Below are 11961 nucleotides of genomic sequence, written 5' to 3' on the forward strand. Positions count from 1 at the left end.
AAATGATGTCCACTTTTAAGGGGGAATGCGAGGTGGATGCGTATTTATTTCGATTATGGAAAGAGTGTCGGAACGGGGCGTACACGATTTCCGATATGGCGGAAGCCATTCATTTAAGCCCGAAACAAACGAAGCGCCATTTGGCACGGTGGCAGGAAGAAGGATGGCTCACGTATACGAGCGGACGCGGACGGGGAAACTTGACGCGACTCGAATGGCTGCGACACGTTGAGCGCGATTTGGCAAAACAGCTACTCGAACGCATGGAGAAAGAGTCGGTCGAAGCGGTGACGAGTCAGTTGGAGTGGGACTGGTCGCCTGCACAGGCAGGGCAGTTCATGCGCCAACTTGAGAAGAAGTTCGGATATGTCCAGACATCGAGCGATGCGCTCATCATTCCGCGCCGTCGTCACTTTTTAACGACACATCCACTCGAAGCGGCTGACATCCACAGTGCCCACCTCGTCCAAAACGTATTCAATCGTCTCTTTATGATCGATGCTTCCGGAGAGGTCACAGGGGAGCTCGCCCATCATTACGAATGGCAGGGAAGTACGCTCGTCTTGTTTCTTCGGAAAGGGGTCCGTTTCCATGATGGGTCGCTCATGACGAGTAAAGACGTGACGAAAAGTTTGCGTACGCTCGTTCAGTCGGATGTGTATCGCTATATGTATCGGCATGTCCGGCATATCGCATCGAACGGAACGTATCGTGTCGATGTCACGCTCGACCGACGCCGGAACTCCTACATCCCGAAACTGTCGATGATTCATACGAGCATTGCCAAAGGAAGCGTCGGGACGGGTCCTTTTCAATTGGATCGCCATGACAAGGAGAAGACGGTCCTTCTCGCCTTCGAGAACTATTTTGGGATCCGGGCACTTTTGGACCGGGTCGAGTTCATCAAAGTGCCGGACGGATATGACCCGACGTATCGAATCTCGTCACGGGACTCGAAAGAGACCGGACACATCTCGACACCGTCCGGGTTCGGGCTTGTCATCTTAAACAGTCATCCGAATAGTGTGTTCGTCAATGAAGAGGCGCGACATTATATGCATCGATTGATTGCGGAGATTCGTCCGGAGATTGGGACGTTGAATGAGCGAAGAACACCGAACGATCAAGGGTTTCTCGGTTCGATGAGCGAGACGTATCGTATTCCAAAAGGAAAACCCGTCACGTTCGACCGACCGATTCGAATCAAACAGACGGACTTCACGAACGATACGACCGATTGGATTGCCGAGATGTTGACACGTCACGGGATTGCCTATGAGTTCGTACCCATCAGTTTCAAAGATTCGATTCATGACAAAACGTATTATGAATACGTCGATTTGGTCGTTCACGGGGAAGTGTTCGAACGGAACGTGACGCTCGGCTTTGAACAGTTCATGACGAACGAATACTCGCCGCCACATAAAGTATTGCCTTACATGGAGGGATTATCGGAACGAATCGAACGGTACGACGACTTGCCGTTTGAGGACTGGTTACCCCTTCACCGGGAAATCGAACGCGAGTTGAAAGAAAAGTCGTACTTTATCCCGCTCTATAACGAGGAGCGGACGATCCCGTTCCCGGTCGAGTTGAAGGATGTCTGTGTCGATTTGTTCGGTTATTTTGATTTTGCGAAACTATGGATTCCATCATAAGGAGGGGTAGTGTGCGTAAGAAATTACTAATTGGGTTTATGATTTTTTCGGTTGTTGGCTTTTTGTTCGCTCTATGGGATGGTGTGTTCCTCGGCGTTACAGTCATGAGTCTAGGGGCCACAATCTATACTTATTATCACGAGGAAATTGAAAAGCTTGAGGAAAAGGTGTCTAAGGGAATCATGAGGCAAGTCGATGCAAAGGTGATGAACTTTACGATTTATATATTGATGGTCGCGTTCATTATTGCAGTCTTTTTCATGGATGAACCACAAATCTCATTGATTGAGGGGATTTATGTCGTATTAGGTGTAGTGTTCGGTCTGCGTGGACTGCTCATTCGAAGTTTGTATCAAGAAGAGATACAGGATCAATCGAAAGTTACAACCATAACAAAAACCCCGAGCTCGTAAGACTCGGGGTTTCATTATGCGGATTTGTCCGTGCCTTCTTTTTTGACTTTTCGAGCGAGTGCCAAGATTTGATACACTTTGAAAAAGTCGTAAGCGGCGACGGCGATGATGAAGTACGTCCAGAAGCTGAACCCATACTCTTGTACCGAGAAGTACGCGAGGACGGTGAACAACACACCGAACGAAAGACTGAAGAGCATCATCACTTTTAATTGTCGCGGCATAACTGCCACCTCATTTCTACATTAAAAATAGTACGAGCATCACGAGCGCGTTGTTGAACGCATGAATCGCGATTGGGACGATCAAGCGTCTCGTCTTCGCATAAGCGTATGAGAACGCAAAGCTCATTGCGATATAGACGAGGAAGCGATTGTCTTGATGGATGAGCGCGAATAGGATCGAACTGACCGCGAAGGCAATCCAGAATCCGAAGCGCACGTTCAAGTTCCCGAACAAAATATGACGGAAGAGAATCTCTTCGATAATCGGTCCGAGCAAAATGACAGGCAAAATCATGAGTGGGATGACTTCCACCATATCGGCGATGGTTTGGGTATTCATTGATTCGACAAGTTCGCCTGAAATGGCCGTTTCAATCAAGTTCGCGACAATGACGAGCCCATATTGCATCAAAATCCCGAGTCCGATCCATTTGACCGTGTCATTCAAGTTGGATTGAACACCTTGTGCCTTATATTGCTTCAAGTCCGGCCAAATGAGTAACAACGACAATACAATCGTCACGGTAAACCCGATGGCCATCCAGAGCCCGATGAACGTTTCGGTTAACCATTCCGGTCGTACTTCACGGATGACGAGCGGGAATAGTTGGACGAACGCATATAATAAAATCGGGGTGAGGTGCCGGAGACGAATGTTAGGCGCCATCGAAAAACGGGTATTTATCGATTGGTTTGAGTTTAATGTAGCCAATTCAACACGTCCTTAATTTTTAAGAATGAACCTACCTTTTTCTCATTGTAACAAATAAGTTCTCTTGACCGCGAGTGAGAGCATTTTTTGATGTTCCCCACTTGATTTTTTAATCGTCGCATACTACACTTATCAATGTTAGCACTCCTTTTAACTGAGTGCTAAAACCTTACGATACACATTACATCATTCATATTCGGAGGAGGGTTTTTCCATGTTAAAACCACTAGGCGATCGTGTCATCATCGAAGTCGTGGAGAAAGAAGAAAAGACGATCGGGGGCATCGTGCTTCCTGATACGGCGAAAGAAAAGCCGCAACAAGGGAAAGTCATCGCAGTCGGAACGGGCCGCGTGACGGACGAAGGCAAGCGCATCGATCTCGACGTGAAAGAAAATGATTTGGTCATCTACTCGAAGTACGCAGGTACCGAAGTGAAGCATGATGGAAAAGAGTACTTAATCGTTCGCGAGAGCGACATTCTCGCAATCGTAGGCTAAGCACCATTATTCAAAAACTTTTTTAGGGGGAAATGAACGATGGCAAAAGATATCAAATTCTCAGAAGATGCACGTCACGCGATGCTTCGCGGCGTTGACGCACTCGCTGACGCAGTCAAAGTAACGATTGGACCAAAAGGACGTAACGTCGTCCTCGAGAAGAAATTCGGTTCACCACTCATCACAAACGATGGTGTGACCATCGCGAAAGAAATCGAACTCGAAGACCGCTTCGAAAACATGGGCGCGAAACTCGTTGCCGAAGTCGCGTCGAAGACGAACGAAGTCGCAGGGGACGGTACGACAACAGCGACAGTCCTCGCACAAGCGATGATTCGTGAAGGCCTCAAGAACGTCACAGCGGGCGCGAACCCGATGATCCTTCGTAAAGGGATCGACAAAGCGGTTCGTCGTGCACTCGAAGAATTGAAATTGATTTCAAAACCAATCGAATCAAAAGAAGCGATCGCACAAGTCGCGGCTATCTCGGCAGCGGACGAGGAAGTCGGCGAATTGATCGCAGAAGCGATGGAGCGCGTCGGTAACGACGGTGTCATCACAATCGAAGAATCACGTGGCTTCACGACAGAACTCGATGTTGTTGAAGGGATGCAGTTCGACCGTGGATACCTGTCACCTTACATGATCTCAGACTCTGACAAGATGGAAGCGTCACTCGACAACCCGTACATCTTGATCACAGATAAGAAGATCTCAAACATTCAAGAAATCATCCCAGTGCTTGAGCAAGTCGTGCAACAAGGGAAGCCAATCTTGATCGTCGCAGAAGATATCGAAGGCGATGCCCTCGCGACACTCGTTTTGAACAAACTCCGTGGTACGTTCAATGCGGTAGCCGTCAAAGCACCAGGATTCGGTGACCGTCGTAAAGCGATGCTTGAAGACCTCGCGACACTTACAGGTGGTCAAGTCATCACAGAAGACCTCGGTCTCGACCTCAAATCAGCATCACTCGACATGCTCGGTCGCGCATCGAAAGTCGTCGTCACAAAAGACACAACGACTGTCGTCGAAGGTGCAGGGAACGAAGAAACAATCAAAGCACGCGTTCAAACGATTCGTAACCAAATCGAAGAGACAACGTCTGACTTCGATCGTGAAAAACTCCAAGAGCGTCTCGCGAAACTAGCAGGTGGCGTAGCCGTCGTCAAAGTCGGTGCAGCTACGGAGACAGAGCTCAAAGAGCGTAAACTCCGCATCGAAGACGCACTCAACGCGACACGTGCGGCCGTCGAAGAAGGAATCGTAGCGGGTGGTGGGACATCACTCATCAACGTCATCCCAGCCGTTCGTGCATTGCTTGCAGAAGTGACAGCGGATGAAGCGACTGGTGTCAAACTCGTCCTTCGTGCACTCGAAGCACCGGTCCGTCAAATCGCGGAAAACGCGGGTGAAGAAGGTTCGGTCATCGTCGAGAAGCTCAAGAACGAGTCAGTCGGTGTCGGCTACAACGCGGCAACTGGCGAATACGTCGACATGATCGCACACGGGATCGTTGACCCTGCGAAAGTGACACGCTCAGCACTCCAAAACGCAGCATCTGTCTCAGCGATGTTCCTCACAACAGAGGCTGTCATCGCAGACAAGCCAGAAAAAGACGCTCCTGCAATGCCTGACATGGGCGGCATGGGTGGAATGGGCGGCATGATGTAAATAACCTTATTAAGCCTTTGTATTAACAACAGTAATATTTACTTTGAGGTGGATATAAAGCTATTCACCGTTAAAAGTAAAAAAAGAAATTCTTTTTAAATTCTACTATTTATTAAGAATTTCTTTTTTTTATTGAATTGTCTTAAACGTGAATTGAAAATAAATTTAATTTCTAAAGAAATGAAAAGAAAATTTAATTAGGTGAAACCTAACTTTTAAACTGTTTCCAGAATACTGTTGAATAAATCACTTTTAATTATTGGAGGTATGGACGATGAATGACGAGTTTAGATCCACGGAACTACCAAAATGGGAGAAGATGATTAAAAGTTTATTTGGGGGTGAATTACCTCTTCGTAAAGAATGGTCTAATTATGAAGACATAATTAAAATATTAGATACTATTGGAAAAAATGAGGCGGAAAACCATACATTTTTACCTAATGGAGGGGGCTTAGATTTATCTGCCTGTACAAATTCCAAGGAGAACAGTTGCATTGAATTGAATTTAGATTCAACTAAACATATTGTAAAGCCAGAAAAGTTAGTTTTTCAACGATTTGAAGATGGGGAGTTAGAGTGGTCATATTTCTTTTTAGAGACTGATGAATTAAAGCCGTCAGGTGTGTATGAAGATCTTTTATATAGCGAAGAGGAATTAGTTGAACTTTTTCCAGGTGAATACATTGATAGATATTTCTGGGATACAGGTTATTATAATGGAGATGTTCTATCAAAAGATGCTCGTTTAGTTAGTAGACATCTAAATGGATCATTTGTAATCTTTTCAAAAGCTTCCTTATACAATGCAAACAGTAGTACCTATGATGGAAGGCATAGCAAGTTAAAAGAAGAAAGATTTAAGAATCATATCCAAGAAGTGGTGCTACATTTAAATAATATTTAAAAATCATTAAAGCTAATCTTTATTTTCAAACAAAGGATAAAAATAACTTTTTTGATGTTAATTTGTTAGGGATGTGATATGATTTTTTTAACGTCATTAGGTGACTAACGGAGCCTATAAACGCCCCTCTTAAGAGGGGCTATGGAGATTACCTTTACTCAAAAAAGTTAATCGAGATTGAGCTTACTTTTATCTATAGGTTCCGTGTCTGGCCTCCTCTATTAAGAGGGGGCCTTTTTTAAAAAAAGGAGAAAAACCCAATGAGAAAAGATGATATTATTAAATCTATTTATGATTTTGCTAAAAAGAAAGTGGAACAACATGAAAGATATCATAACTCGCTTGAAATTGAATCACAAAGAAATCGAAGGAGAATTCAAGACCCACCCCATAAGGAAATAAAAATTCCTGAGCATTGGAAAGTAGATAACAAACACAATCCTTATTATGTTCTTAAGAATTATGAAAAAATAGGTGCTTCAATATTCGATAAATTAATTAAAGGAACATATGAACCACATCCACCTTTTATAAGGCATATCGAAAAAAGTGGAGGAGGGAGAAGAAAAATATACATCTTTCAGATTCCAGATGAGGCAGTCTCGAATTATTTTTATAAAAGACTTCTCAGTAAAAATAAACATAGGTTTAGCTCTTTCTCTTATGCCTACAGAAACGATAGGAATGTTCATTATGCTATAAATGATATTGGTCTAGATATTAAAATGAGTCTCAGAACATTTGTAGCAGAATTTGATTTTAAAAATTTTTTTGGAACTATAAGGCATGATTATTTGTTTGAACAGTTCAATCAAAACGGATTTTTATTAAGTGAATTTGAAAAAGATGTGATAGCTACATTTTTAAAAAACATGGATGATGGTAAAGGTATACCGCAGGGAACTTCATTGTCTCTATTTCTAGCTAATATTGCTTGTTGGTCTCTAGACAAAAAATTAGAAAAAGAGGGTCTGAGATTCGCTCGATATGCAGACGATACAATAATATGGTCCGACGACTATAGCAAAATTAGTAAGACATACGATATGTTACATTCTTTTTCTCTTGAAACTGGAGTAGAGATTAATGCTCTCAAGTCACACGGTATAAGTATTCTAGCTAAAAAAGGAATTCCATCAGAATTTGTCTCTTCAAAAAGTCATATTGAATTCCTAGGATATAAACTATCGAATGAAAATATAAGTATAAAAGAGTCTTCAATACGAAAAATTAAAAAACAAATTAGCTATATTCTGTATAGAAATTTAATACAGCCGATAAACGGTTCTACTCTAAGATCAGTAACAATACCTTCTAATAATGTGGATAGTGATTTTGTGACAGCTATTATGCAAATACGTAGATATCTATATGGTAATTTAAGTGAAAGAATGCTGAAAAATTATCTGAATGGTTCTTATAAAAGATTAAAATTTAAAGGATTAATGAGTTTCTATCCATTAATTGATGATGAGGAACAATTAAAAGATTTAGATAGATGGCTCATTTCTACAATACTGAATACTTTGAAGAAACGAAAAAAACTTTTATGTAAAAAAGTTCCGTTTAATCCAAATCAATTTCCTTTCAATGTCAATAGTGAAGAGATGATTAGTGAATGTAAAGTAATAAAAGTTAACGGGAAATCAGGACTTGTTGAAATTCCTAGTTTTTTGAGAATTTATAGGGCTATAAAGTTAAATATCATCACAGTAGGTATTGAAAAAACAATGCATCCTGAATCTAATTATTACGAATACTAATTTTTCTATTAATTTACCTCTTTAGAATATTTAAATCATGGTTAGGAATGATTTTTAATGAATGAAAATGAAGTTGAGATACTAAAGTTCAATTTTAATTGGGGTTCTCTAAATACTATTGATCAGACTGCTGATTATTTGAACTATCCGGTGATTTACATTTTGAACGGAGATAAAGAAGCATACATCGGTGAAACGGTTCACTTTAAAAAGCGAATAAAGCAACATCTAAAGCTCAAACAAACGGAACGGAAACAGCTGAGTCAAATTCATCTCATCAATCATGACAAGTTCAACCGTTCAGCGACATTCCATCTCGAAACAAAGCTTATCAATTATTTTTTAGGAGATGAGAAGTATACACTTCAGAATAAAAGTAAAACTGCGAACGACTTTACGCACAATTACTACAATAAAACTTATTACGACAACGAATTGTTTCCCGAACTCTGGGATGAATTACATCGTAAAGGACTTGTTCAAAATGAGCTTCACGCTATTGAAAACAAGGATATCTTCAAGCTGTCTCCGTTTAAAGAGTTATCTGTCGAACAGCTAGACTTAAAAGAAAAGGTACTCGACTTTTGTGAAACGCAAATGTCGAAAGTAGACCCAAATGCAACATACGGAGATTTATATGTGATTGAAGGAGAAGCAGGTGTAGGAAAGAGTGTTGTCTTGAGCTCAATCTTTAATACAATCCAAGCTCGAACAAAAGACACCCATTCAACGCTTCATCAGACAAGAAATTATCTGGTTGTTAATCACGAAGAGATGTTGAAGACCTATAAAGGAATCGCTAAGCAGGTGAAACACCTTAAAGCAGGGGACTTCACTAAACCGACGCCGTTGTTGAATAAACTGAACGATGAGAAAGCCGACATTATCTTTGTGGACGAAGCACATTTGTTGCTGACGAAATCAGATGCCTATAACAACTTCCGGCAAAACAATCATCTCGAGGAATTGTTGAAGAAAGCAAAAATTGTCATTGCTATTTTTGATCAACATCAAGTGTTGAAATTGAAAAGTCACTGGAATTCGCTCAAATTGGATGATTATAAAAAGAAAGCAAGAACAGTTGAGACATACAAACTAACCAATCAATTCCGAATGCAAGCAGATGAAGATATGATGGACTGGGTCAATGCATTTAAAGAAAAACGAATCAACCCTCTTCCGAAACCGAAGCAATATGACTTACGAATATTTGAAACATTAGAGGAGATGCATCGTACCATCATTCAACAAGATCGACGCTACGGCTTGAGTCGTGTCGTTTCGACCTTTGACTTTTTACATAAAAAAGACGGAGACACCTATTATGTATATGAGTCGAACGGAGATTATAAAATGCCATGGAATACGACTGGTGGAAAGACGACTTGGGCCGAAAAAGCAGAAACCATCGCTGAGGCCGGTTCCATCTACACGATTCAAGGATTCGACCTGAACTATGTAGGTGTCGTGTTAGGTCCATCCATATCTTATGACGAGGAGCAGGAGTGTCTGGTGATTGATTCGAATTTATATAAAGATACAGGCGCATATGCTGGAATCGAAGGCATTGAAAATGTTGATAAGGCAAAAGAACAAATCGTCTTGAATTCGATTAACATATTGATGAAGCGCGGTGTCAAAGGACTCTATTTATATGCGTCCGATGAATCGCTACGACGAAAATTATTGAAGCTACAAAGAGAGAGGGTATAAACATGAACGAAGTACAACGATTAATGGACGAGGTCATTAAATTCCGTGATGAGCGCGACTGGGCGTTTCATCATAACCCGAAGGACTTGGCACTTTCCCTGTCGCTCGAGGCGAGTGAGTTACTTGAAGTATTCCAGTGGATCTCGAGTGAAGAAGCGCTTGAGACGAAAAAGACGGAGATGGAAGAAGAACTGGCAGACGTGTTGATCTATGCGCTGACGTTGGCACATGCTGCTGACATCGATGTGTCAAAAGCGATTGAAGACAAGCTCGTGAAAAACGCAGTGAAGTATCCGATTTTGAGTGCGGAAGATTCAAGATGAAATCAAATCATCGATTGCTGTTTGTCATGTATCTCGTAGCAGGTATATTGAACTTGGCTCTTTTTCTTGCGATTCCTTTGTTCCACATTGAACGTACGAACTGGATGAACATCATGTTTCCGCTGTTGACAGTCATCTGGTTTGCGAATGCGTTTGTGCACTGGAGACAGATGAAACGAATTCATGTAGAGTGATGCGTTAAGTTTCATCAAAAAAGTCATCTTCTTCGTAAGGATTCGCATACAAGTCAATATCAAACTCGGCTTGAATACGGTGAGCAAACTGGATTGTATCCGTATCGATGACTAGCGCTGGAGCCTGTCCATCTTCAATCACGATGACGATGACAAATTTGGCTTGTAGATTTTCATATGTTTGATAGAGATGGTCTAATATTAGTTCTTTCCCATTTAATTTTTTAATAATTTGTTTTAGCTGATCGTTCACGTCAAATGAAGGTTGATAACCAGTACCAATCATCCATGCGGTAAAGGTAGATGGACGTTTAGAAGGTTCACGTGTCTCGCCCAATTTATAGAATTCGGTTGGGGTTAAATCCAGTAGCCTTGTCACTTCGTCAATCGAAAAATCATCACCGACAAGCTTGAAGTAGACATTGACTTCTGATTTCGTAGTAAACATTTCAATTCCTTCTTTCGCAGTTAATGGTTATTCAATAATTTGAGTATAGTTGAATATATAGAGAAGGAGGATTCTCTAGATGAATAGTTCTGAGCGATTTTCTCAACTCTACGCATCTGGAAAACGCTCGACCCGTCTTGCGATTCAAGTAGGGCTCTTGATTGTCTTCAGTGGTGCTTTGTTTTACTGGGGTGGTCATCAACAGTTAGCCGAAATCACTTGGTTCATCGTCTTATTTCCCATCACAGCGTGTATCAAGATTGCGGGTCGGACGAATGTTCTTTTGACATTTAACGAAAGCGTGAGATATCGACGACTCGTCTGGTATGAGTGTGCTCTAGGTCTTGGAATGATTGGAACGTTTGTGCTATTGAGTACGATGATTTTGTATGGAGAAGAATACAGTTCGGTATTGCTGTTGGCTTGTAGTCTCGTTTTATTTGTCATCGTTGCATCCGAGAGCCTTGACCGCAAATTGAAGCAAGTCGATGCGTGTCATGTGACGCATCGATTGTACAGTCGGGGAAAAGCCGGCCAGATTGATTGAAAAACGCAAGATTAGAAAAGGAGAAGGGCATCTACCATTACTTGAATGACATATAACCTTGCATACGTTTACTGCCCTCTGATTTGTCCTACACAACATCGACAAGAATACCTGGGGCGAATGTTGACGTTCGCTTTATGCGCTTCAAGATCAAGCAGGATGACATCAAAGAAGTACAGCCTTCATGAGAAGGGCTGTACTTCTTTTTGTTGAATGAATTGGAGCGTCGATTCCGTCGTTTGAATCGATGCAAATTCTTCATTTAGACTCGCGAGCGACACGTCATGGATGACCGCTGCGGGGATCCATGCCCCACTGATCGATTGACGGTCGAACGTCGCTGTCGCATCGGATACGACGATTGGATTGAAGCCCAGGTTACCTGCCATCCGTGCGGTCGTCTCGACGCAATGGTTCGTAATTAATCCGGTGATGACAATCTGTGTCGCACCAAGTGCTTCGAGTCGTTCCTGTAAGTCCGTTCCGATGAAGGCACTGTTCACCTGTTTCGTCAGAACGACATCTTGTTCACGAGGTTGTATAAAGTCTTGGAACAAATGACCCTCTTTTTTGAAATAGAAAAGTGAGGTCGGAACATTGGTGACATGTTGGACATAGATGATCGGTTGATTTTGCGCTTCCCATGCTTCAATTAACCGTGCGATATTCTCTTCACACTGTGGATTGTTGCGGTTTCCCCAGCTTGGATCATGAAAGGCTTGTTGGACATCGATGATGAGTAATGGAATAACTGGTGTTTGCATGTTGATTCCCCCCTTGAATTGGTTACTTCAAGTGTATACAACAGTGGAGTATAGATACATAAAGGTTTGACGGAATTTTCAGCGAATGACTTAAGAAAGAACGGATTATGTACCGTTTCACT

The 11961-nt window shown here is 42.0% G+C and carries 14 protein-coding genes; 10 read left to right on the top strand and 4 right to left on the bottom strand.

All coding sequences use genetic code 11. From position 1 onward, the window contains the following. Positions 1-32 precede the first annotated feature (32 nt). Positions 33-1658: an ABC transporter substrate-binding protein gene (locus tag KNO75_RS13290; protein WP_214822297.1), complete on the top strand. Its 1626-nt coding sequence runs from the start codon at positions 33-35 to the stop codon at positions 1656-1658. 11 nt (positions 1659-1669) lie between these two features. After that, positions 1670-2071 (top strand): hypothetical protein, encoded by a 402-nt coding sequence (locus KNO75_RS13295; protein WP_214822298.1) that lies wholly within the window; start codon positions 1670-1672, stop codon positions 2069-2071. 14 nt (positions 2072-2085) lie between these two features. Here KNO75_RS13295 and KNO75_RS13300 read toward each other — a convergent pair whose 3' ends face one another. Together KNO75_RS13300 and KNO75_RS13305 are read right to left on the bottom strand one after the other, a co-directional pair. After that, a complete protein-coding gene (locus KNO75_RS13300; RefSeq protein WP_015880600.1) occupies positions 2086-2295 on the bottom strand; it encodes a YdiK family protein in 210 nt (69 codons plus the stop codon). Between the two features lie 16 nt (positions 2296-2311). Next, positions 2312-3007, bottom strand: a complete 696-nt coding sequence (locus KNO75_RS13305) for a CPBP family intramembrane glutamic endopeptidase (protein WP_251126208.1) — start codon at positions 3005-3007, stop codon at positions 2312-2314. 214 nt (positions 3008-3221) lie between these two features. Here KNO75_RS13305 and groES point away from each other — a divergent pair, with 214 nt between their 5' ends. The 7 genes from groES (at position 3222) to KNO75_RS13340 (ending at position 10080) form a co-directional block, all read left to right on the top strand. Continuing rightward, a complete protein-coding gene (gene groES / locus KNO75_RS13310; protein WP_214689558.1) occupies positions 3222-3506 on the top strand; it encodes a co-chaperone GroES in 285 nt (94 codons plus the stop codon). A gap of 39 nt (positions 3507-3545) precedes the next feature. Next, on the top strand, positions 3546-5180 hold the full coding sequence (groL, locus tag KNO75_RS13315; protein ID WP_214697033.1) for a chaperonin GroEL: 1635 nt from the start codon (positions 3546-3548) through the stop codon (positions 5178-5180). A 274-nt stretch (positions 5181-5454) separates the two neighbouring features. Beyond that, positions 5455-6087, top strand: a complete 633-nt coding sequence (locus tag KNO75_RS13320) for a serine/threonine protein kinase (RefSeq protein WP_214822299.1) — start codon at positions 5455-5457, stop codon at positions 6085-6087. Between the two features lie 260 nt (positions 6088-6347). Next, positions 6348-7850, top strand: a complete 1503-nt coding sequence (locus tag KNO75_RS13325; RefSeq protein ID WP_214822300.1) for a reverse transcriptase domain-containing protein — start codon at positions 6348-6350, stop codon at positions 7848-7850. 162 nt (positions 7851-8012) lie between these two features. Beyond that, positions 8013-9563, top strand: a complete 1551-nt coding sequence (locus KNO75_RS13330) for a DUF2075 domain-containing protein (RefSeq protein ID WP_251126209.1) — start codon at positions 8013-8015, stop codon at positions 9561-9563. A gap of 2 nt (positions 9564-9565) precedes the next feature. Then, positions 9566-9886: a nucleotide pyrophosphohydrolase gene (locus tag KNO75_RS13335; protein WP_214822303.1), complete on the top strand. Its 321-nt coding sequence runs from the start codon at positions 9566-9568 to the stop codon at positions 9884-9886. Next, positions 9883-10080 carry a hypothetical protein gene (locus KNO75_RS13340; RefSeq protein ID WP_214822304.1) on the top strand — a complete coding sequence of 66 codons (198 nt, stop codon included), beginning with the start codon at positions 9883-9885 and terminating at the stop codon, positions 10078-10080. Before KNO75_RS13335 ends, KNO75_RS13340 begins: the two co-directional genes overlap by 4 nt. 4 nt (positions 10081-10084) lie before the next feature. On the opposite strand, the gene KNO75_RS13345 is transcribed toward KNO75_RS13340, so the two are convergent. Further along, positions 10085-10528 carry a DUF4279 domain-containing protein gene (locus tag KNO75_RS13345; RefSeq protein ID WP_214818558.1) on the bottom strand — a complete coding sequence of 148 codons (444 nt, stop codon included), beginning with the start codon at positions 10526-10528 and terminating at the stop codon, positions 10085-10087. A 79-nt stretch (positions 10529-10607) separates the two neighbouring features. On the opposite strand from KNO75_RS13345, the gene KNO75_RS13350 reads away from it, so the two are divergent. Then, entirely contained in the window at positions 10608-11075 is a 468-nt protein-coding gene (locus tag KNO75_RS13350; RefSeq protein ID WP_214822306.1) for a hypothetical protein, read from the top strand. Positions 11076-11257: 182 nt separating this feature from the next. Here the strand turns inward: KNO75_RS13350 and KNO75_RS13355 are convergent, their stop codons facing one another. Continuing rightward, complete coding sequence (locus KNO75_RS13355; RefSeq protein WP_214822308.1) at positions 11258-11839, bottom strand: cysteine hydrolase family protein; 582 nt, start codon at positions 11837-11839, stop codon at positions 11258-11260. Between the last annotated feature and the right edge of the window lie 122 nt (positions 11840-11961).

The organism is Exiguobacterium sp. s35 (assembly GCF_018617535.1).
GTDB classification, from domain to species: Bacteria; Bacillota; Bacilli; order Exiguobacteriales; family Exiguobacteriaceae; genus Exiguobacterium; species Exiguobacterium aestuarii.

Coding starts and splice junctions, on each gene's coding strand:
- KNO75_RS13300 (WP_015880600.1), bottom strand. CDS start 2,295: ATGCCGCGACAATTAAAAGTGATGATGCTCTTCAGTCTTTCGTTCGGT.
- groES (WP_214689558.1), top strand. CDS start 3,222: ATGTTAAAACCACTAGGCGATCGTGTCATCATCGAAGTCGTGGAGAAA.
- groL (WP_214697033.1), top strand. CDS start 3,546: ATGGCAAAAGATATCAAATTCTCAGAAGATGCACGTCACGCGATGCTT.
- KNO75_RS13320 (WP_214822299.1), top strand. CDS start 5,455: ATGAATGACGAGTTTAGATCCACGGAACTACCAAAATGGGAGAAGATG.
- KNO75_RS13325 (WP_214822300.1), top strand. CDS start 6,348: ATGAGAAAAGATGATATTATTAAATCTATTTATGATTTTGCTAAAAAG.
- KNO75_RS13335 (WP_214822303.1), top strand. CDS start 9,566: ATGAACGAAGTACAACGATTAATGGACGAGGTCATTAAATTCCGTGAT.
- KNO75_RS13340 (WP_214822304.1), top strand. CDS start 9,883: ATGAAATCAAATCATCGATTGCTGTTTGTCATGTATCTCGTAGCAGGT.
- KNO75_RS13345 (WP_214818558.1), bottom strand. CDS start 10,528: ATGTTTACTACGAAATCAGAAGTCAATGTCTACTTCAAGCTTGTCGGT.
- KNO75_RS13350 (WP_214822306.1), top strand. CDS start 10,608: ATGAATAGTTCTGAGCGATTTTCTCAACTCTACGCATCTGGAAAACGC.
- KNO75_RS13355 (WP_214822308.1), bottom strand. CDS start 11,839: ATGCAAACACCAGTTATTCCATTACTCATCATCGATGTCCAACAAGCC.